Origin of the sequence: Nesterenkonia sp. CL21 (genome assembly GCF_031705515.1) — a bacterium.
GTDB classification, from domain to species: Bacteria; Actinomycetota; Actinomycetes; order Actinomycetales; family Micrococcaceae; genus Nesterenkonia; species Nesterenkonia aethiopica.
Genome location: NZ_JAUTWR010000002.1, coordinates 171,903 through 191,144, shown reverse-complemented (window position 1 = coordinate 191,144; position 19,242 = coordinate 171,903). Strand labels below are relative to the sequence as shown.

The following is a 19,242-nucleotide window of genomic DNA, read 5'->3' as shown; positions in this document are numbered from 1 at the left end:
GGCATGCACTCCGACCGGCGTCCCTTCCGCGAATTCGACGACTCTGAGGACGCCGAGGCGCTGCGTCTGGCGCGTCGGGTGGTGCGCGGGCTGAGCCTGAGCATGCGCCACGTGGTGATCGCTCCGGGGTCCCGCTCCGCGCCGCTGGCCTACGCCCTGGCGGAGGCCGAACAGCTGGGTGCGATCCGCCTGCACGTGCGCATCGATGAGCGCTCCGCGGCGTTCACCGCCCTGGGAATCGCGCTGGACTCGGGCCAGCCGGCCGGCGTGGTGACCACCTCCGGGACCGCCGTGGGGAACCTGACACCGGCCGTGATGGAGGCGGACATGGCCGGTGTGCCCCTGGTGGCCATCACCGCCGACCGGCCGGAGGAGCTTCACGGCACCGGCGCGAACCAGACCACCTGGCAGCACGGCATGTTCGCCGGCCGGGTGCGGGACGAGATCCATCTGGAGCAGGGCGAGGTGCGCCTGGAGCCTGTCTCCCGGGACGACATGCTCTCCGCGGAGACCCAGGTGGCGCTGCTGATGCGGCAGGCCTCGGAGTCCCGCGGCAAGGGACCCGGCCCGGTGCACCTGAACATCGGCTTCCGGGACCCCCTGGTGCCCCGCGAACCTGAAGAGGGCGCGCCCGCGGTGCCGCAGCGCTGGGCCCGCCGACCGGTGCGTCCGCAGGCGCCTGTGCAGCCGGCGGTGCATCTGCAGGGCGGGGCGCTGATGGACCAGCTGGACGCCGAGGAGCGGGAGGCCGCCAGGGAGCAGATCCGGCGCAGCCTGCGGGCGGTGCAGGACATCGCCCGCGACGTGCGCACCGTCTTCGTCCTGGGCCACGACGCTCCGCCCGAGGCTGCGCAGCTGGCTCTGGAGCTGGGTCACCCGGTCCTGGCGGAGCCGACCAGCGGGGCCCGGGATGCCGATGCGGCCGTGCCGGCCTATCGGCTGATCCTGCAGGCGCCGGCCTCGAGCGCCGGCGGCCGGCTGACCGCGGAGATCCAACGGGTGGTGGTGGCCGGACGCCCGACGCTGTCCCGGCCGGTGCAGCGGCTGCTGAGTGCCGATTCCGTGGAGGCGGTGCAGTACCAGCCCGCCGGCGTCGGTTGGCACGATGAGCGGCTGCCCCGTCCCGTGGAGCATGACCTGGAGAGGATCCGCGAGTTCGCCGGAGCTCCTCCCGCCGGGTGGTTGGACACGTGGCTGAGGGTGGGCCGCCGGGCGCAGCAGGTGGTGGATCGGGAGCTGGATTCCGTCGGGGCGATGTCCTCAGTGCGGGCGGCGCAGCTGGTGGCGGAGACGGTGCGGACCCCGCTGCTGCTGGGCTCCTCCTCGGTGATCCGCGATGTGGACCTCGCCGCCCGGCTGACCATGCACGGGCCGGCGCGGCTGGTGGCGCTGCGGGGACTCTCCGGCATCGACGGCAACGTCTCGGCGGCCTCAGGGATCGCCCTGAGCCGGGAGCGCCGGGTGACGGCACTGGTGGGCGACCTGACGTTCCTCCATGACCTCAATGCCTTGCTGCTGCCGTCCCGTGAGCAGGTGCCCAGTGTGGATGTGGTGGTGATCAATGACGCCGGCGGGGCGATCTTCGACCAGCTCGAGCACGGGGACGTGGGACGCCGCCCGGGGAAGGGAGAAGCCGTGGAACGGCTCTTCGGCACTCCGCAGGCGGTGGACCTGGCACAGATCGCCGCCGGATTCGGCGTCGAGCACCGCGGGGTGGGCACCCCGGAGCAGCTGCAGCAGGCCCTGGCGCACCCCGATGACCGGCTCGGTGTGCGGATCATCGAGGTCCGCACCGATCGCCACGGGCTGCGGGACCTGCACGCCCGGATGAAGGACGGCGTGGCCGCCCTCTGACCGCCCCCTGCGATCGAGGGGTCAGTTCCCGGCATTCCGGCGGCTGCTGACGCGCGTCACCGAGGGGGTGATGTGCGGGAATCTGACTCTTCGTCCGTGGTGCTGCGGCCCTGATGCCGCTCGGGAACCCTTGTGCCGCTCGGGACGGGGGAGAGATGGTCGAGGGGAGAGCCCGCGCCGTGGGCTCCACCCGCAGCGCCCCGACCCCAGGAGGATGACCGGAATGGCACACGCCTCCCAGAATCTGACACAGAAGCTCATCACCTCGCATCTCGTGGAGGGAAGCCCGCACCCCGGCGAGGAGATCGAGCTGAGCATCGACCAGACCCTGACCCAGGACGCCACCGGCACCATGGTGATGCTGGAGCTGGAAGCCATGGGGCTGGACAGGGTCCGCACGGAGCTCTCTGTCCAGTACGTGGACCACAACCTGCTTCAGACCGATGAGAAGAACCCCGAGGACCACCTGTTCCTGCAGTCGGCGGCCCGGCGGTTCGGCCTCTGGTTCTCGAAGGCCGGCAACGGTGTCTCTCATCCGGTCCACCAGGCGCACTTCGGGCGTCCCGGGGCCACGATGGTGGGATCCGATTCCCACACCTGTGCGGCGGGTGCCCTGGGGATGCTCGCCGTCGGGGTCGGTGGGCTCGAGGTCGCCATGGCCATGGCCGGGGAGCCGCTGTACGTCACCATGCCCGAGGTCTGGGGAGTGGAGCTCACCGGTGAGCTGCCGCCCTGGGTCTCGGCCAAGGACGTCATCCTGGAGATGCTGCGGCGTCACGGCGTCACCGGAGGCGGCGGCCGCATCATCGAATACCACGGCGACGGCGTCCGGTCCCTCAGCGCGATGGACCGGCATGTGATCGCCAATATGGGCGCCGAGCTGGGGGCGACCACCAGCATCTTCCCAGCGGACGATGAGGTCCGGCGCTATCTGGCCGAGCGCGGCCGGGAGGACCAGTTCGTCGAGCTGCAGGGCGACGAGGACGCCGCATACGACCTCACCGAACGGATCGACCTGTCCACGCTGGAGCCTCTGATCGCCGCGCCGTCCTCCCCGGGGAACGTGACGCCGGTGTGGGAGGTGGCCGGGGAAGAGGTCCACCAGGTCGTGATCGGCTCCTCCGCGAACCCAGGGCTGCGGGACTTCGCGGTCGTCGCGGAGATCCTCCGCGGACGTCAGGTCGACCAGCGCGTGTCCCTGGACATCAACCCCACCTCGCGGGAGATCTATGCGGACATGGCCCGCGGCGGCTGGCTGCTGGACCTCATCTCCGCCGGGGCCCGCATCCACCAGTCCGGTTGCATGGGCTGCATCGGCATGGGGCAGGCGCCGGCCGTGGGGCGCAACAGTCTGCGCACCATGCCGCGCAACTTCCCGGGACGGTCCGGAACGGATGAGGACTCGGTGTGGCTGTGCTCCCCGGAGACCGCGGCCGCCTCGGCTCTGACCGGGCGCATCACCGACCCCCGTGCCCTGGAGGAGTCACCGGGCCTCGCCTGTCCCACCCCGCGCATGCCGGAGGCGCCCACCATCGACCACGAGATGCTGGTGGCGCCCCTGCCGGCGGAGCAGGCCCGTGAGGTCGAGCTGGTCAAGGGAGGAAACATCAGTGCGCTGCCGGAGTTCGACCCCCTGCCGGACGAGATCGACCTGCCGGTGCTGCTGAAGCTCGGCGACGACGTCTCCACCGATGAGATCATGCCCGCCGGATCGAGGGTGCTGCCCTACCGCAGCAACATCCCCAAGATCAGCGAGTTCGTCTACCGACAGGTCGACCCCACCTACCCGGAGCGGGCAGGCGGGGTCGGGGGCGGCCATGCGATCCTCGGCGGCGTGAACTACGGCCAGGGGTCCTCGCGGGAGCATGCCGTGATCGCTCCGCGGTATCTGGGGCTGCGCCTGGTGGTGGCCCGCTCCTTCTCGAGGATCCACTGGCAGAATCTGGCCAACTTCGGAGTCCTGGCGCTGGAGTGCGATGAGGAGGTCTACGCCTCGGTCGACCAGGAGGACCGGATCAGGCTGCGCGGGCTGGCCGAGGCGCTGCACACCGGACGCGAGGTGCCCGCCGTCGTCGTCGGGAACGGCGACGAACGGCAGGTCACCCTGCGCCATCGGCTCTCGGCACGTCAGGTGGAGATGGTGCTGGCCGGCGGGCGGATCGCCCAGTACGCGGCGTCCACGGGCTGAGCGTCCCGGCAACGAGCCGCCCGGCAGCGAGCTTCCGTGAGCGCGAGCTCAGTGCCCGGCGCCGAGCTTGCCGGCCATCCGCTCGTGCATCACGGCGCTGGCGCCCTCGAGCCCGGCGATCTCCACGTGCTTGTCGTACTTCGCGTACTTCTCGCAGATGGCGTCCAGGGAGGCCACCGTGGAGGCGTCCCAGAGGTCCGCGTTGTAGAGGTCGATGACCACGTGGTCGGGGTCGTCCCGGTAGTGGAACTGGGTGTAGAGGTCGTTGGAGGAGGCGAAGAACAGCTGCCCCTTGACCTCGTACTTGGCGACCTCTTCGCCGAAGTGCTCGTCCACGCGGCGGGTGACGGTGGCCAGGTGGGCCACGCGGCGGGCGAACAGGACCATGGCGGTCAGCACGCCCAGGATCACGCCGATCGCCAGGTTGTGGGTCCACACGGTGGCGATCACGGTCACCAGCATCACTGAGGTCTCGCTCTTGGGCATCATGCGCAGGGTGGAGGGCCGGATGCTGTGCCAGTCGAAGGTCGCCACGGAGACGAAGATCATCACGGCCACCAGGGCGCCCATCGGGATCAGCGCGACCACGTCGCCCAGGGAGACAGCCAGGATGAGGATGAAGATCCCTGCGCAGAAGGTGGAGATGCGAGTCCGGGCGCCCGAGGCCTTCACGTTGATCATGGTCTGGCCGACCATGGCGCAGCCGCCCATGCCGCCGAAGAAGCCGGTGATGATGTTGGCCGCGCCCTGGCCCCAGGACTCGCGGACCTTGTCGGAGCGGGTGTCGGTGACGTCGTCCACCAGTTTGGCGGTCATCAGGGACTCGAGCAGGCCCACCACGGCCATGCCGAGGGAGAAGGGCGCGATGATCTGGAAGGTCTCGAAGGTCAGCGGCACGTCCGGGATGAACAGGGACGGCAGCGAGTCGGGCAGCTCACCCTTGTCGCCCACGGAGGGGACGTTGAAGGCGAAAGCCACGGAGATGACGGTGAGCAGGACGATCGAGACCAGCGGAGCGGGCACCACCTTGGTGATGCGGGGCAGCAGGTAGATCACGAGGAGCCCGGCGGCGACCATCGGATACACCAGCCAGGGCACCCCGATGAGCTCCGGCAGCTGGGAGGTGAAGATGAGGATGGCCAGCGCGTTGACGAAGCCGACCATCACCGAGCGCGGAATGAATCGCATGACCTTCGCGACGCCGAGGACTCCCATCAGCACCTGGAAGATGCCGGCGAGGATGACGGCGGCGATGAAGTAGTCGATCCCGTGGCTCTCCACCAGCGGGGCGATCACCAGCGCCGTGGCGGCGGTGGCCGCCGAGATCATGGCCGGACGCCCGCCGAGGAAGGCGATGGCCACGGCCATCGTGAAGGAGGCGAAGAGTCCGTACTGGGGGTCCACCCCGGCGATCAGCGAGAAGGCGATGGCCTCAGGGATCAGGGCCAGGGCGACGACGAGGCCGGCGAGGACCTCCACCTTCAGCAGGCGGGGCGACTTCAGCGTGCGCAGGACCGACTGGCGGTCCTCCGGATGCGCGATCGACTCCTCGGGATGCGCGACGGCAGGAGTGGGTGCGGGGGCCATGGGGCTCCGTTCTGTGGTCAGGACACCGGCGTGTGCGGCTCACAGGGCACAGTCGTGTCCGGCTCTTCAAGGGGCGACGGGCGCGCGGCACTGCGCGGAACGATCAGGGCGAGATGATCAGTGGGGAGCGGCGGGCGGAGCGTGCCCGGCTCACAGCGTTCAACTCTACCCTTACGTGAGGGATGGGTCGGAATTGCGTGAGGAAGATCTCAGTGATCGAGACATGATCGTCGACCGATCGGCCTCGCGGCCGGTGTGGGGTCGGTGTGGGGTCGGCGGAGGGACCGCGGCATTGGGTGCGACTCTGACGCTGCGGTAGGTTCTCAGCGGAGGCTCTGGCTCACAGAGCATCCAGCGGCTCACGTGCACCTGCACGACGTGCCGTTCGAGTCCCAGCAGCAGTGGCAAGGAGAAGGCGTGACGGCAGAGGACCACCCGGCAGAAGGTGCCGCGGCGGCGGCCGCACGGCGCCGCACCTTCGCCATCATCAGTCACCCCGACGCCGGCAAGTCCACGCTGACCGAGTCGCTGGCGCTCAACGCCCGTGCGATCGAGGAGGCCGGGCACATCCATGGCAAGGCCGGCAGGTCGGCCACGGTCTCCGACTGGATGGGCATGGAGAAGGACCGCGGGATCTCGATCTCCTCCGCCTCCATGCAGCTGGAGCATCGGGGCACGGTGCTGAACCTGCTGGACACCCCCGGTCACGCCGACTTCTCCGAGGACACCTATCGGGTGCTGGCCGCCGTGGACGCCGCCGTCATGCTGATCGATGCCGCGAAGGGTCTCGAGCCGCAGACCATGAAGCTGTTCAACGTCTGCCGCCACCGGGGGATCCCCATCATCACCGTCATCAACAAATGGGACCGTCCCGGCCTGGAGGCGCTGGAACTGATCGATGAGATCCGCGAGGAGACCGGGCTGGACCCCACGCCGGTGACCTGGCCGGTCGGCATCGCCGGAGACTTCCATGGCTACCTGGAGCGCAGGACCGGGGACCTCACGCTGATCCGAGCCACGCCGGGCGGTCGGCGTTCGGCAGAGGAGGAGCACTTCAGCGCCGAGGAGGCGACCCCCGAGGCTCTCGGCCTGCCGGAGCTCGCCGAGGCCCGCGAGGAGTCCGAGCTGCTCGGCGCCTCGGGGGCCGACCATGACCAGGAGACCTTCCTGGCTGGGATCTCCACGCCAGTGTTCTTCGCCGCCGCCGTGAGGCACCTGGGGGTGCCCCGACTGCTGGACGCGCTGGTGGAACTGGCGCCGTCGCCGGAGCCCCGCCCCGACGCCGAGGGCGAGTCGCGGCCGTTGGACGCGCCCTTCAGCGCCTTCACGTTCAAGATCCAGTCCGGCATGGACGCCGCGCACCGGGACCGGCTGGCCTTCGTGAGGGTCTGCTCCGGCGTGTTCCGCCGCGGCATGACGGTGACTTCCGCGCGCACCGGCAGGCCCTTCTCCATGAAGTACGCGCATCTGGCCTTCGGCCGCACCCGGGAGGTCGTCGACGTCGCCTACCCGGGCGACGTCGTGGGCATCGTCAACGCCTCCGCGCTGCGCATCGGCGACACGCTCTATGAGGCGCAGCCGGTGGAGTACCCGCCGCTGCCGCGCTTCGCGCCCGAGCACTTCGCCGTCGCCCGTCCGGCAGACATGGGGCGGATGAAGCAGTTCCGCCGGGGTGTGGAGCAGCTGGAGGCCGAGGGAGTGATCCAGGTGCTGCGCTCGGAGGTGCGGGGCACCCATGTGCCGGTTCTAGCGGCCGTGGGGCCCATGCAGTTCGAGGTCGTCGACCATCGCCTGCGCGAGGAGTTCCGCTCCAGCGCGAAGCTGGAGCCGCTGGAGCACTCGTTGGCGCGCGCCACCGATGAGCCCTCGTCCCACGAGCTGGCCGGCCTGGCTGGGGTGGAGGTCCTCGAGCGCAGCGACGGGCAGCTGCTCGCCCTGTTCCGGGACAGGTGGCACCTGCTCGGGATCGAACGTACGCGGACCCATCTGCGCCTCGACCCCCTGGTGGCCGCGTGAGCGGTCCAGCCGTCCGTCGCGAGGCGCCGCGCACGGCAGAGTGCAGGCATCGAGGGGTCAATTGCCCGTGCATCTCGATGAGCTGAAGCGCGTCACCACGGTCGAGGTATGCAGGAAAGTGACCTCTCGTCGGGGAAGTCGCGGGGAGGGGCAGGAGCTTGCGGGGATCAGGCCGTGGGGACGTTCCTCGGCAGCGGGGTTCAGCGGGTCTCAGCCGACGCCGAGCGCGCCCAGCATGGGGCGCAGCTTCGCCCAGGTCTCGGCCAGTTCGGAGGACGGCTCGGAGCCGGCCACGATCCCGCAGCCGGCGTAGAGGCGGACCTGGCGCGCGTCCTGGGACAGCACCCCACCGCGCAGGGCGATCCCGAAGTCCGCGTTGCCCTGGCCGTCCAGCCAACCCACCGGGCCGGTGAACGGGCCGCGGTCCAGATCCTCGAGGCGAGCGATGAACTCGGCGGCCGTCGCCGTCGGCGTCCCGCAGATGGCCGCCGTCGGGTGGGCCCGCTCGGCGACCAGCAGCGCCGGCGGCACCCGGGGCGCCACCGGGGCGGCGCCGGGGCGGCCGCCGTCGGTGCAGTCCTTGACCAGGCGGCCCGTCACATCGGTGGAGAGGTGGTAGACATTGGGCAGCTCCAGCACCGCCGGCGGGTTCTGGGCGCTGATGACCTCCACCACCGGGGCCAGCTGGGTGAGCAGGGACTGTACGGCGATCTCATGCTCGGTGCGCTGCTTGGGGTCCTCCAGCAGCAGGGCGCGCGCCTGCTCCGCCGGCAGCGTCCCGTCCACCGTGCCGGCCAGCACCCTGGCGGCCATGCGCTCCCCGCGCACCGTCACCAGCATCTCCGGGGTGGCGCCCAACACCTCGCCAGCCCGGTAGGTCCAGCAGTCGGCATAGTCACGGCTCAGGGTCGCCAGGAGACGCCCCGCCGCCAGCGGCTCCTCGGAGGCGACGACGACGTCGCGGCCCAGCACCAGCTTCTCCAGCCTTCGTTCGGTGATCGCCTGCACCCCGGCCTCCACCGCCTGCAGGTAGTGCGCCGTGGGATGAGTGCCCTCCTGCAGGGCGGTGGCGCTGCGAGGGTCGCGGGGCGGAACGAGCGCCGGGTCGAGCGCCGGATCGAGGGGCTCCGGGGAGGCCGGACCCAGGACGCCGCCCGTCAGGGTGAGGCCGTGCCGGTCCAGCGCGGAGAGGACGTCGGCCTGGTCCGCGGCGGCGCTGAGCACCGTCACCCAGCTGCGGCCGGCCACCGATCCCAGGATGAGCTCCGGGAGCACCAGCACCGAGTCCGCGGCGGAATCTGAGGAGTAGGTGACCGAGGTGAACGCGACCGGCCCGCAGCCGGGCACCTCCTGCAGGGATTCCGGCCGCGGCTCCTCCGTGATGGTCGCCAGCCGGTCCTCCCACCAATGGGCCAGGTCGGCGAAGCGCTCCGAGCCACGGGCCGTGGCGCGGTCGGCCACACCGAGGCCCACGATGCCTTCACCATGACGGAGCCAGGTGCCGCTGGGGGTGAGCCGCGGCAGCAGGTCGGTCAGGGCGACGTCGTGGGGGAGGGCGACCGTCACTGAGACGGCGCGCAGAGGCTGGGCAGGCATAGCGGAGCAAGTCTATCGCCGAACGCCCCACGCCCCGCGCGCACGGGGGTCCCCGCGATCTGGGACAATGCTGGGGTGACACAGGAGCAGCACGCCCCAGGAAACCGGGCCGATCTGGACAAGAAGCCGGCCGACGTCGCCTCGATGTTCGACGAGGTCGCCGCCCGCTATGACATCACCAACGACGTGCTGTCCTTCGGACAGGCCCGGCTGTGGCGCCGACGTCTGGTGGAGGCGCTGGACGTCCAGCCCGGAGAGCGGGTGCTGGACCTGGCCGCCGGCACCGGCACCTCCACGGAGCCGTTCGTGGCCGCCGGCGCTGAGGCGATCGCCTGCGACTTCTCCCTGGGCATGCTCCAGGTGGGCAAGCGTCGGCGCCCTGACATGACCTTCGTGGCTGGGGACGCCATGAACCTGCCCTTCGCCGATGACACGTTCGACGCCGTCACGATCTCCTTCGGGCTGCGCAACGTGGCCGACCCGATCGCGGGACTGGCGGAGATGCTCCGCGTGACCAGGCCTGGCGGTCGCCTGGCGGTCATGGAGTTCTCCGACCCCACCTTCGCTCCGTTCAATCGGGTCTACAACGAGTACCTGATGCGGGCGCTTCCCCCCGTGGCGCGGGCGATGTCCTCCAACCCGGAGGCGTACGTGTATCTGGCCGAGTCCATCCGGGCCTGGCCGGACCAGGACGAGTTGGCCGCCCAGATCTCTGGGGTCGGGTACGCGGATGTGAAGTATCGGAACCTCAGCGGAGGCATCGTGGCCATCCACCACGCACGCAAGCTCGGTAGGCTGGACTCCGATGACTGAATCAGCAGCCGAGCCCCTGTCGCTGAGACTGCCGGCCGGGTTTGACGTTCTCGCCGACGACGAGCACCTCGCCTCCGAGGTCTTCCGCGCCCTCGGGGAGGTCGAAGAGCGACTCCTGGAGGCCCTCTCCAGCTCCGACGAGCTGGCCAACGCCTCCGCCCGCTACCTGGCCGAGGCCGGCGGCAAGCGCATCCGCCCGCTGCTGACCATCCTGACCTCCCTCCTGGGCGAGGGCCCTGACGCGCAGGTCAGGGAAGCCGCCGTCGTCATGGAGATGACCCACCTGGCGACCCTGTATCACGACGACGTCATGGACTCCGCGCCGGTCCGCCGTGGCGCCCCCGCCGCCCACGAGGTGTGGGGCAACTCGGTGGCCATCCTCACCGGTGACCTGATCCTGGCCCGCGCCTCGCAGCTGATGACCGAGATGGGCGAGGAGGGCTCCCGGGTGCAGTCCGAGACCTTCGAACGCCTCGTCATGGGGCAGCTGCACGAGACGGTCGGCCCGCGCGAGGGTGACGACCCCAAGAAGCACTACCTGTCCGTCATCGCGGACAAGACCGGGTCCCTGGTGGCGGCCGCCTCCCGGCTCGGCGCCATGTTCGGCGGATGCACGGAGGAGACCGCGGCCATGCTGGCCACCTACGGTGAGGCCGTCGGGGTCGCGTTCCAGCTGGCCGACGACGTCATCGACCTCACCTCCGACGGCGAGACCTCCGGGAAGACGCCCGGCACCGACCTCCGCGAAGGGGTCCCTACGCTGCCGGTGCTGCTGCTGCGCGAACGCGCCGCCGCCGGGGAACAGGAGGCGGCTGAGGCGCTGCGCCTGGTGGACGGCGATCTCCGGGGAGATGAGGCCCTGGCCGAGGCCGTGGCCGCCGTCGTCACGCACCCGGTCACCCAAGAGGCCTGGCAGGTGGCCCGCGCCTGGTCGGCCACCGCCCAGGAGGCGGTGGCGGGACTGCCGGAGTCCACGGTGAAGTCGGCGCTGCTGTCCTTCGCCGAGGCCGTCGTCGACCGCGAGAGCTGAGCCGCTGAAGCCGCCGGCCTGAGGGTCAGTGCCTGGCCCCGGCCAGGATCTGCTCCAGCGCGGCCGCCAGCTGCCGGGCCTTCTGGGCCCGCACCTCCACGGCCACGGGATGACGGACCTGCCGGTAGAGCATGTCATCGCTGTACCGCGGGAAGACGTGCAGGTGATAGTGCCACACGTGCTGGTTGCCGGCCGGCTCGTTGTGCTGCCGCACGGAGGTGCCCTCCGGGTTCCAGGCGAGCTTCATCGCCAGAGCGAGGTCCCGGGACATGGCCCCGATGCGCGCCAGCAGGTGGTCGTCGAGGTCGTAGAGCGTCTCCCGGTGGGCCACCGGGGAGATCATCGCGTGACCCTCGTGCGGGCCGAACCCGTCGCAGGCCATGAACACCAGCAGCTCCTCGTCCTGGAAGACGAGGTCGCTCAGCTCGCAGCGGTTCGTCGGGTCGCTGACGTCACCGCGGGCCAGGCCGCAGAACGGGCAGGGATAGGCGTCCGGCGCGTGGGAGCTCCACAGCGGCATCAGTCCTCCTCGAAGGAGAACTCGAGCAGGTCCAGGATGAACTCGCCCACGGTGGCGTCCTCATCGTTCCAGTGCTTCTGCTTGTTGCTGCGACGCCGGATCAGCGGGTCCGGGACGTCCAGGATGTCCACGGGGATGCCCCACACCCAGCGTTCGTCTTCGTCCTCCAGGAACAGCAGGTGCCCGTCCTCGACCTCGAGCTCGTCCGGGTCGAAGAAGAAGTGATGGGCCTCCATGAGCTCCTCGCAGCGGCCCAGCGCCCGGTAGAACTCTTCGAGCACCAGCGGCAGTCGGACGCCGTCGGGCAGCTCCGCCTCCGCGAGGGCGTCGCCCAGCTCCTCGGCGGAGTAGCCCTCCTGCGGGGTCCACTTCTCATCGAGGTACTTCGGGACCAGGGCCTTGAACTTCTCGAGCAGCATCTCCGCCATGCGCGCCAGTCTACTGGGCGGTCAGGGCTGGGCGGTCATCAGGGCTGGACGGTCAGGGCTGCACGGTCTCCAGCGCGTCGGCCACGTGGGCACGGGCGTCCTCGTCCAGCCCTCGGAGCGGCCGGGGCAGGCAGTCCCGGGGCGCCAGTCCCAGATGTTCGGCGGCTGCGGCGGCCACGCGCAGGCTGCCATGGGTGGCCATCAGCGGCCACAGCGGGCTCAGCTCGGTGTCGTCCCGGCGCTCCACCAGCCGACGGGCGGCCCCGGGCAGCACCCCGCCGATCACGGAGAACCAGGCCGCGCAGCCGGAGGTGAGCCCCCGGAGCGCCGAGGGATCGCCGGAGATGCCGAGGGCGACGTCGTCGGGGACCTCCGCGCGGACTGCGGCGACGACGTCGCGGGCCTGGGCGGGGTCCTCCGGCAACGGCGGGATCTTCACCGCCGCCAGTTGGGGCAGTGCGGCGATGCGCCCGTAGAGCTCGGGGGTGAAGCGGAATCCGGTGGTGCGGGGATTGTCATAGAGCGCCACGGGAAGCTCCGTACGGCGGCACACGTCGTCGAAGAGCCCGACGACCTCGTCCTCGGAGAGCGGCTGGTAGCTGACCGGGGCCAGCAGCAGGCCGGCCGCGCCGGCGGCCTCGGCGTCGCGCACGTGCTCCAGCACCGCCGAGGTGCGCAGCGCTCCCACACCGGCCAGCACGGGGCTCCCGGGGGACGCGGCGACGGCGGCCTCCAGCACGTCCCGCCGTTCGGTGCGGTTCAGGTAGGCGTAGGAGCCCGTGGAGCCCAGCACGGTGATGCTCTGGGCTCCGGCGGACGCGCAGCGTGCCACCAGGGAGGACACGGCGTCGAGGTCGACGGTGTCCGTTCCGTCGGCGGCTCTGCGGAATGGCGTCAGCGGGAAGGCGGAGAGGCCGGAGAAGAGCTCTGCGGGGGTCGGGGCAGGCATGGCTCAGTCTCCCGGCAGGAGGCGGCGGGCAGAGGCTCCGGCGCCCAGGTGCTCCACCAGGACGTCGGCGGCGGCGTGCAGGGCGTCGTCGTCCATCGGCTCGAGGGCGTCGAAGATGAACAGGGCGGCGGAGGTCGACGTCGTCAGCGCGGTACGGCGGCCCTGACGCCAGTTCCACCGCCGGCAGGTCACCCCCACGTCGTCGCGCCAGATGACCTCTCCGGCCTCTGGGTGGTCGATGAGCGGCTCTCCGCCGGCGGCGGTGTCGAAGGGTTCGTCCCCGGCGGCCCGGGTCAGCACAGGTGAGCCCTGGTAGCGGTGCAGGTCCTCTCCGCCCACAGGCACCTGGTGGAGCACCGAGACGGCGTTGTAGACATCGGTCAGCCGGTTGATCCGCGGCAGTCCGTCGGAGGCGGCGCGGCGCATCAGCGCCTCCAGGCTGCTGCGGACCTTCTTGGGTTTGGCGCCGAAGGCCCGGTAGGCCTCCCGCCAGGCGGCCACATGCGGCACCTCGGTGACGGGCCGGGAGGTGAGCTCCTCGGCGGCGGAGGCCTCGGCGCGGCGCAGCAGGTCCTCGCTGGCGGCGTCGCGCTCGCCGGCGTCGACCCGGTCCACGGCCAGCAGCAGGGCCCGGTAGTCGGGGCGCAACGCCATGACCGGGTCGGTGATGCGGGCTCCGGCCAGGAACCGGTCGAGGTCGGTCTGGGTCAGTGCTGTCATGAGGGTCCTTCGCTGCGGGGTTCGTGGACGGTCAGGGAGAAGCGCGTCGGGTCGGCGCCGGTGCATCGGTAGGCGTGCGGGGCGTCTCCGGGGAAGGTGAGGGAGTCGCCGGGGGAGAGGGTGACGGCGTCGTCGTCGACCTCCACAGTCAGCTCCCCGGAGATCACATGCAGCAGTTCCCGCGTGTCAGGCAGATGCGGTGCGCTGCGGTGGGACTCTCCGGGGCGCAGCGTCCAGTCCCAGAGTTCGACGACGTCGGGGCGGTCCGAGGAGGCCACCAGCACGCCGCGTCCGCCGTGCTCGCCCTTCCAGAGCGTGGAGCCCTCCCCGGACCGGGTGACCTGCAGGGGCCGGCGCGGGGGCTCCACGAGCGCCGGCAGTCCGGTGCCGAGCGCTTCACTGAGCTTCAGCAGCGTGGCCAGCGTGGGGTTGGTGGTGCCCTGTTCGATGTTGACCGCCATGCGGCGGGAGACGCCGGCCGCTTCCGCCAGTCGGTCCAAGGTCCAGCCGCGGCGGAGGCGGGCGGAGCGCACGCGCTCGCCGAGGGCCTGGGTCACATCCATGCAGTGCACTGTAGTGCACTTTTCGTGCACCTGGCCAGTGATGCTGCTGCTGATGGTGTGAGTTCCCTCATGATGGGCGGAGTTCGCGCCTGTCGGGAACAGCCGGGGGGAGGGGTGGCGTTGACCAATACGGCATACTGTTCTGTGGTATTCGCGCCGAAAGGAAGTCGTCCGTGTCTGAGAATCCTCGCCAGCGGCCCCTCCGTGTGGCCATCATCGGCTCCGGCCCCGCCGGCGTCTACGCGGCGGACATCCTGTCGAAGTCCCAGAAGAAGAGCGACATCGAGTTCAGCATCGACCTCTTCGACCGCTACCCGGCGCCCTTCGGGCTGATCCGCTACGGCGTGGCCCCGGACCACCCGCGGATCAAGGGCATCATCAAGGCTCTGCACAAGGTCATGGACCGTGGAGACATCCGTCTGCTCGGCAATGTCGACGTCGGCACCGACATCACCCTGGAGGACCTGCGGCGTCATTACGACGCCGTCATCTTCGCCACCGGGGCCATCAAGGACGCCGAGCTGGCGATCCCCGGCATCGAGCTCGAGGGGTCCTTCGGCGCCGCGGACTTCGTCTCCTGGTACGACGGCCACCCGGACTACCCCCGCGAGTGGCCCTTGGAGGCGGAGAAGGTGGCCGTCATCGGCAACGGCAACGTGGCCTTGGACGTGGCGCGCGTGCTGTCCAAGCACGCCACGGACATGCTCAGCACAGAGATCCCGGACAACGTCTACCAGGGGCTGGCGTCCTCGCCCGTCACCGACGTCCACATCTTCGGGCGCCGTGGGCCCGCCCAGGTGAAGTTCACCCCGCTGGAGCTGCGCGAGCTGGCCCACAGCCGCGACGTCGACATCGTCCTGGACGAGCAGGACTTCGAGTTCGACGAGGCCTCGGACGAGGCCATCAAGTCCAACAACCAGGTCAAGACCATGGTCAACACCCTGGCGAACTGGCTGGTGGAGCAGGAGGAACGCACCGAGGAGGCGTCACGCCGGCTGCATATGCACTTCCTGCACCAGCCGGTGGAGATCCTCGAAGGCACCGGCGACCGGGCCGGGAAGGTCGCCGGGGTCCGCTTCGAACGCATGGAGCTCGACGGCGCCGGCGGCGTCCGTGGCACCGGAGAGTTCCTGGACTACGAGTGCCAGGCGGTCTACCGGGCCGTCGGCTACTTCGGCTCCCCTGTGGACGGCGTGCCCTTCGACGAGCGCCGCGGCGTCATCGTCAACGAGGCCGGCCGCGTCCTGCAGGACGGCGAACACATTCCCGGCACCTACGCCACCGGCTGGATCAAGCGGGGGCCGGTGGGGCTCATCGGTCACACCAAGGGCGATGCGCTGGAGACCATCGGCTGCCTGCTCGAGGATGTCCACCACCTGCCCGTGGCCGAGGACCCGCGGGAGGATGCTGTGGTGGAGCTGCTGGAGTCCCGTGGTGTCGAGTTCACCACCTGGGACGGATGGCTGCAGCTGGATGAGCACGAGGTCCGCCTCGGTGAGGAGGCCACTGCGTCCGGCCCCGTGGAGCGCGAGCGCGTCAAGGTGGTCCCGCGCGAGGAGATGGTGCGCATCTCCCGCGCGGTGCAGGCGACGGTCTGACCGGCGCCGGCCGATCAGCCCTGCGGGGCCTGACCGCCGGCCATCTGCTCCAGGCGGGCGATGCGCTCGTCCATCGGCGGGTGGGTGCTGAACATCTGCTTCGCCTTCGGTCCGAAGGGGTTGGCGATCATCATGTGCGCGTGGGCGTCGTGCTTGGGCTCCTCGCGCAGCGGCTGACGGGCGATGCCGCCGTCGAGCTTGCGCAGGGCTGAGGCCAGCGCCAGCGGGTCTCCGCTGAGCTCCGAGCCGTCGGCGTCGGCGTCATACTCGCGGGTGCGGCTGATCGCCATCTGGATCAGGCTGGCCGCCATGGGCATCAGCAGCATGGCCAGCAGGCCGCCCACCAGGACCAGCGGGTTGCCGCCGCCCTGGTTGTTGCTGCGACCGCCGCCCATCATGCCGAAGAACATGAAGTACTGGCTGATGGTGGTCAGGAAGCCGGCCACGGCCGCCGCCACCGAGGAGACCAGGATGTCTCGGTTGTAGACGTGCATCAGCTCGTGGCCGGTCACACCGCGTAGCTCGCGCGGAGTCAGCAGGTTGAGAATGCCCTCGGTGAAGCACACGACGCCGTTCTCGGGATTGCGGCCCGTGGCGAAGGCGTTCGGGGTGGGGCTGGGTGCGATGTAGATGCGCGGCACCGGCTGCTGGGCGCGGTGGGCCAGCTCCTCCACCATCTGGTAGAGCTGGGGGGCCTGCTCCCGGCTCACCGGGTAGGCCTTCATGGCGCGCAGTGCGATCTTGTCCGAGTTCCAGTAGCTGATCGCCACGGAGACCAGGCCGACTCCGGCGAAGATGAACAGGAAGATCGGCGCATTGGTGAAGTAGGCGACGATCGCGCCCACGAAGAGGAGCAGGGCGAACAGGAAGGCCAGCAGGCCTGCCGTGCGGAGCCGTCCATGGTGATGGTGCATGGCGCCATCCTACTGATCCCGCCTGACACGGCGCCCTGGGGCGGCTGTCTGCACGCTGAGGGCGGACAGCTGTGCGGAGGTCTGCGCGGACGTCTGTGCGAGGACTCACAGGGTCGGTGCGCCACTGTTCACCTTCCGTTCACCTTAACGTGTGGTTCTGGTCGTCGGGAGGGATCACTCTGGATGAGGACAGTGAGTCAGGGCTGTGCGTAGCCCACATCTGGAGGAGACTGGATGACCGCAATGCCGTCTGTCGAGGCCCGCCGCCCGGCAGTGCAGGCCGCTGAGGAGACGCCCCGTCTCATCAGCCCGTTCGAGCGCCTCGGATTCTCCGGCCGCGCACTCGACGTCATCAACTGGCTGGCCGTCGTGGCCGCCGTCTACGTGCTCATCACCGCCGTCAATGTCATCGGCTCCGGCTTCAAGGCCGCCACCGGCGACCAGGCGGAGACGCTGTTCGCCTTTGCCACCAACCCGCTCATCGGCCTGATGATCGGTGTGGCCGCCACGGCGCTGACCCAGTCCTCCTCCACCACCACCTCGGTCACCGTCGGCCTCGTCGCCGGCGGTCTGCCGCTGCAGGTGGCCATCCCGATCATCCTGGGTGCGAACATCGGCACCACGCTGACCAACACGCTGGTCAGCCTCGGCATGGTCCGGGACAAGGAGCAGTTCCGCCGCGGATTCGCCGCCGCCACCGTCCATGACTTCTTCAACCTCATCGCGGTGCTGATCTTCCTGCCCCTGGAGATGGCCTTCGGCCTGCTGGAGCGCATCGCCACGTTCTTCGCCGGCCACGCCTCGGACAGCGACGGCGGCCTGTTCGCTGCGGTGTTCGGCGGCATCGGCGACGTCGTCAAAGCAGCCACCACGCCGCTGGCGGACGGCATCCAGTACACCGTCAGCTGGATCCCGGACCCGGTCCGCGGCATCGTGATGATCGTGGTCGCCGTGGCGCTGATCCTGATGGTCATCAACTTCATCGGCCGGATGCTCAAGGTCCTGATGGTCGGCAAGGCGAAGGCCGTCTTCCACGCGGCCATGGGCCGCGGCCCGATCACCGGCATCGGCTCCGGCGCTCTGATGACCGTCATGGTGCAGTCCTCCTCCACCTCCACCGCCCTGATGGTCCCGCTGGCCGGCTCCGGCGCGTTCACGCTGCGCCAGGTCTACCCGTTCACCATCGGCGCCAACATCGGCACCACGGTGACCGCGCTGATCTCCGCCTTCGCCTTCACCGGCGTGGAGGCGCACTACGCGCTCATCGCCGCCCTGGTGCACCTGAGCTTCAACGTGCTGGCCACCCTGGTGATCTTCGGCCTGCCGTTCCTGCGGGAGCTGCCGCCGCGCGGCGCCACCTGGCTGGCGAACCTGGCGGCCGAGAAGAAGATCTACGCCGCCGTCTGGGTCCTCGGCGTCTTCGTCGCCCTGCCGCTGGTGCTGATCTTCGGCACCGTCATCTTCTGAGCGTTCCCCCGCCGTTCACCGTCCGGCCCTCGGCACGTGTTGTGCCGGAGCCCATGCTGGGCCAGAGTGGGAGCTGAGAACGCGGGCGCGCTGCGCCTCAGGGAAGAGAAGGGGCCAGGCCGTGAGCGCTGAACACGAGGAGCATCGTCCGGAGCACGACGAGAACGTCACGGAGCTGGAGGCCGAGCTCGAGAAGATCCTCCGCGAGGCCGAGTCCACGGTCGCCGAGCTGCGCCGAGAGCTCTCCGAGCAGCGTCAGCGGCGCCTGCAGCATGAGGAGATCGAGCGCCTCGAGGAGCACCTCGCGAATTCCCGCGTCCGCTGGGAAGAGGTCCGCGACTTCTTCCAGGAGGTCCTCCACGAGGTCCGCGGGCAGGACGGCGACGCCGGCGGGCGGTCCGGCTCGGACGGCACGGATGGCCCGGCACTGCCCGGGCAGGAGGACGACGGAGGCGATCCTCCGCTCAGCCCCGACCCGCGGTGACCACCGCGGTGAGATCCACCTCGACGGGGATCGCCAGACTGTTGGCGATGTAGCACTGCTCGTGCGCCTCCTGCGCGAGCTCGCGGACGCGGGATGCGTCCGTTCCTGGAGCGACTTGGACCGTCACCTCCAGGCGGATGGGGTCGAGGCGGGCGGCATTACCCAGCAGCCGGCTCGTGGCGACATCCTGATAGCTGAGGATGTCCACCCCCGCACGGGCAGCGGCCCCCAGCATGCTCAGCATCTGGCAGGACGACGCCGCCATCACCAGCAGCTGCTCGGGGTTGAGCCGCGACGGATCTCCACGGAAGCCCGGGTCCGCGCTCAAGGCCAGGGCGCCGTCCACTCCGTCGGTGACCACCTCATGATTCCGGGAGTAGCCTCGGAGCCCTCGACCGGTGGAACCCGCCTCCGGGGAGACAGGCCAGGCGAGTCGGGTCTGATAATGGTGGGCTGTAGCACTCATGGATCCACCGTAGGAGCCGATCGGTGCGGCCACGGCCGAAACGTCGTTG

General features: G+C 70.2%; 17 protein-coding genes. 8 read left to right on the top strand and 9 right to left on the bottom strand.

Annotated elements, in window-relative coordinates; genetic code table 11:
• Positions 1 to 3 precede the first annotated feature (3 nt).
• Together menD and Q7C18_RS05815 are read left to right on the top strand one after the other, a co-directional pair.
• The gene (menD, locus tag Q7C18_RS05820; protein ID WP_311024571.1) at positions 4 to 1,854 is read left to right on the top strand and encodes a 2-succinyl-5-enolpyruvyl-6-hydroxy-3-cyclohexene-1-carboxylic-acid synthase; all 1,851 of its coding nucleotides are present in this window, start codon (positions 4 to 6) and stop codon (positions 1,852 to 1,854) included.
• A gap of 223 nt (positions 1,855 to 2,077) precedes the next feature.
• On the top strand, positions 2,078 to 4,042 hold the full coding sequence (locus Q7C18_RS05815) for an aconitate hydratase (protein WP_311024570.1): 1,965 nt from the start codon (positions 2,078 to 2,080) through the stop codon (positions 4,040 to 4,042).
• 48 nt (positions 4,043 to 4,090) lie between these two features.
• On the opposite strand, the gene Q7C18_RS05810 is transcribed toward Q7C18_RS05815, so the two are convergent.
• Positions 4,091 to 5,629, bottom strand: coding sequence for a SulP family inorganic anion transporter (locus tag Q7C18_RS05810; RefSeq protein WP_311024569.1), 1,539 nt, complete (start codon positions 5,627 to 5,629; stop codon positions 4,091 to 4,093).
• Between the two features lie 417 nt (positions 5,630 to 6,046).
• Between Q7C18_RS05810 and Q7C18_RS05805 the strand changes: the two genes are divergently transcribed.
• Complete coding sequence (locus Q7C18_RS05805; protein WP_311024568.1) at positions 6,047 to 7,645, top strand: peptide chain release factor 3; 1,599 nt, start codon at positions 6,047 to 6,049, stop codon at positions 7,643 to 7,645.
• 210 nt (positions 7,646 to 7,855) lie between these two features.
• Here the strand turns inward: Q7C18_RS05805 and Q7C18_RS05800 are convergent, their stop codons facing one another.
• Positions 7,856 to 9,241, bottom strand: a complete 1,386-nt coding sequence (locus Q7C18_RS05800; RefSeq protein WP_311024567.1) for a chorismate-binding protein — start codon at positions 9,239 to 9,241, stop codon at positions 7,856 to 7,858.
• Positions 9,242 to 9,385: 144 nt separating this feature from the next.
• On the opposite strand from Q7C18_RS05800, the gene Q7C18_RS05795 reads away from it, so the two are divergent.
• Entirely contained in the window at positions 9,386 to 10,054 is a 669-nt protein-coding gene (locus Q7C18_RS05795) for a demethylmenaquinone methyltransferase (protein ID WP_070158359.1), read from the top strand.
• Positions 9,981 to 11,084, top strand: coding sequence for a polyprenyl synthetase family protein (locus Q7C18_RS05790; RefSeq protein ID WP_396954343.1), 1,104 nt, complete (start codon positions 9,981 to 9,983; stop codon positions 11,082 to 11,084). Before Q7C18_RS05795 ends, Q7C18_RS05790 begins: the two co-directional genes overlap by 74 nt.
• Before the next feature lie 25 nt (positions 11,085 to 11,109).
• Here the strand turns inward: Q7C18_RS05790 and Q7C18_RS05785 are convergent, their stop codons facing one another.
• Genes Q7C18_RS05785 through Q7C18_RS05765 form a run of 5 tightly spaced genes read right to left on the bottom strand, consistent with a single transcriptional unit; the run spans position 11,110 to position 14,264 of the window.
• A complete protein-coding gene (locus Q7C18_RS05785) occupies positions 11,110 to 11,604 on the bottom strand; it encodes an HIT family protein (RefSeq protein ID WP_311024564.1) in 495 nt (164 codons plus the stop codon).
• Positions 11,604 to 12,032, bottom strand: a complete 429-nt coding sequence (locus tag Q7C18_RS05780; RefSeq protein WP_070158351.1) for a hypothetical protein — start codon at positions 12,030 to 12,032, stop codon at positions 11,604 to 11,606. The genes Q7C18_RS05785 and Q7C18_RS05780 overlap by 1 nt, the downstream gene beginning before the upstream one ends.
• 52 nt (positions 12,033 to 12,084) lie before the next feature.
• Positions 12,085 to 12,981: a dihydrodipicolinate synthase family protein gene (locus Q7C18_RS05775; RefSeq protein ID WP_311024563.1), complete on the bottom strand. Its 897-nt coding sequence runs from the start codon at positions 12,979 to 12,981 to the stop codon at positions 12,085 to 12,087.
• Positions 12,982 to 12,984: 3 nt separating this feature from the next.
• Positions 12,985 to 13,701: a phenylalanine--tRNA ligase beta subunit-related protein gene (locus Q7C18_RS05770; RefSeq protein ID WP_311024562.1), complete on the bottom strand. Its 717-nt coding sequence runs from the start codon at positions 13,699 to 13,701 to the stop codon at positions 12,985 to 12,987.
• Positions 13,698 to 14,264 carry an XRE family transcriptional regulator gene (locus Q7C18_RS05765; protein WP_311024561.1) on the bottom strand — a complete coding sequence of 189 codons (567 nt, stop codon included), beginning with the start codon at positions 14,262 to 14,264 and terminating at the stop codon, positions 13,698 to 13,700. Before Q7C18_RS05765 ends, Q7C18_RS05770 begins: the two co-directional genes overlap by 4 nt.
• Positions 14,265 to 14,437: 173 nt before the next feature.
• Here Q7C18_RS05765 and Q7C18_RS05760 point away from each other — a divergent pair, with 173 nt between their 5' ends.
• Positions 14,438 to 15,862 (top strand): FAD-dependent oxidoreductase, encoded by a 1,425-nt coding sequence (locus Q7C18_RS05760; RefSeq protein WP_070158354.1) that lies wholly within the window; start codon positions 14,438 to 14,440, stop codon positions 15,860 to 15,862.
• A 14-nt stretch (positions 15,863 to 15,876) separates the two neighbouring features.
• Here the strand turns inward: Q7C18_RS05760 and Q7C18_RS05755 are convergent, their stop codons facing one another.
• Positions 15,877 to 16,776, bottom strand: a complete 900-nt coding sequence (locus Q7C18_RS05755; protein WP_311024560.1) for a M48 family metalloprotease — start codon at positions 16,774 to 16,776, stop codon at positions 15,877 to 15,879.
• A gap of 234 nt (positions 16,777 to 17,010) precedes the next feature.
• Between Q7C18_RS05755 and Q7C18_RS05750 the strand changes: the two genes are divergently transcribed.
• Both Q7C18_RS05750 and Q7C18_RS05745 read left to right on the top strand, forming a co-directional pair.
• A complete protein-coding gene (locus Q7C18_RS05750; protein WP_139827772.1) occupies positions 17,011 to 18,243 on the top strand; it encodes a Na/Pi symporter in 1,233 nt (410 codons plus the stop codon).
• A gap of 121 nt (positions 18,244 to 18,364) precedes the next feature.
• A complete protein-coding gene (locus Q7C18_RS05745) occupies positions 18,365 to 18,727 on the top strand; it encodes a hypothetical protein (RefSeq protein WP_311024559.1) in 363 nt (120 codons plus the stop codon).
• Here Q7C18_RS05745 and Q7C18_RS05740 read toward each other — a convergent pair.
• Positions 18,708 to 19,193, bottom strand: coding sequence for an OsmC family protein (locus Q7C18_RS05740; RefSeq protein ID WP_311024558.1), 486 nt, complete (start codon positions 19,191 to 19,193; stop codon positions 18,708 to 18,710). The two genes, Q7C18_RS05745 and Q7C18_RS05740, sit on opposite strands and share 20 nt — an antisense overlap.
• Positions 19,194 to 19,242 lie beyond the last annotated feature (49 nt).

Coding starts and splice junctions, on each gene's coding strand:
- Q7C18_RS05810 (WP_311024569.1), bottom strand. CDS start 5,629: ATGGCCCCCGCACCCACTCCTGCCGTCGCGCATCCCGAGGAGTCGATC.
- Q7C18_RS05770 (WP_311024562.1), bottom strand. CDS start 13,701: ATGACAGCACTGACCCAGACCGACCTCGACCGGTTCCTGGCCGGAGCC.
- Q7C18_RS05740 (WP_311024558.1), bottom strand. CDS start 19,193: ATGAGTGCTACAGCCCACCATTATCAGACCCGACTCGCCTGGCCTGTC.
- Q7C18_RS05765 (WP_311024561.1), bottom strand. CDS start 14,264: ATGGATGTGACCCAGGCCCTCGGCGAGCGCGTGCGCTCCGCCCGCCTC.
- menD (WP_311024571.1), top strand. CDS start 4: ATGCACTCCGACCGGCGTCCCTTCCGCGAATTCGACGACTCTGAGGAC.
- Q7C18_RS05780 (WP_070158351.1), bottom strand. CDS start 12,032: ATGGCGGAGATGCTGCTCGAGAAGTTCAAGGCCCTGGTCCCGAAGTAC.
- Q7C18_RS05800 (WP_311024567.1), bottom strand. CDS start 9,241: ATGCCTGCCCAGCCTCTGCGCGCCGTCTCAGTGACGGTCGCCCTCCCC.
- Q7C18_RS05750 (WP_139827772.1), top strand. CDS start 17,011: ATGACCGCAATGCCGTCTGTCGAGGCCCGCCGCCCGGCAGTGCAGGCC.
- Q7C18_RS05795 (WP_070158359.1), top strand. CDS start 9,386: ATGTTCGACGAGGTCGCCGCCCGCTATGACATCACCAACGACGTGCTG.
- Q7C18_RS05785 (WP_311024564.1), bottom strand. CDS start 11,604: ATGCCGCTGTGGAGCTCCCACGCGCCGGACGCCTATCCCTGCCCGTTC.
- Q7C18_RS05755 (WP_311024560.1), bottom strand. CDS start 16,776: ATGCACCATCACCATGGACGGCTCCGCACGGCAGGCCTGCTGGCCTTC.
- Q7C18_RS05815 (WP_311024570.1), top strand. CDS start 2,078: ATGGCACACGCCTCCCAGAATCTGACACAGAAGCTCATCACCTCGCAT.
- Q7C18_RS05775 (WP_311024563.1), bottom strand. CDS start 12,981: ATGCCTGCCCCGACCCCCGCAGAGCTCTTCTCCGGCCTCTCCGCCTTC.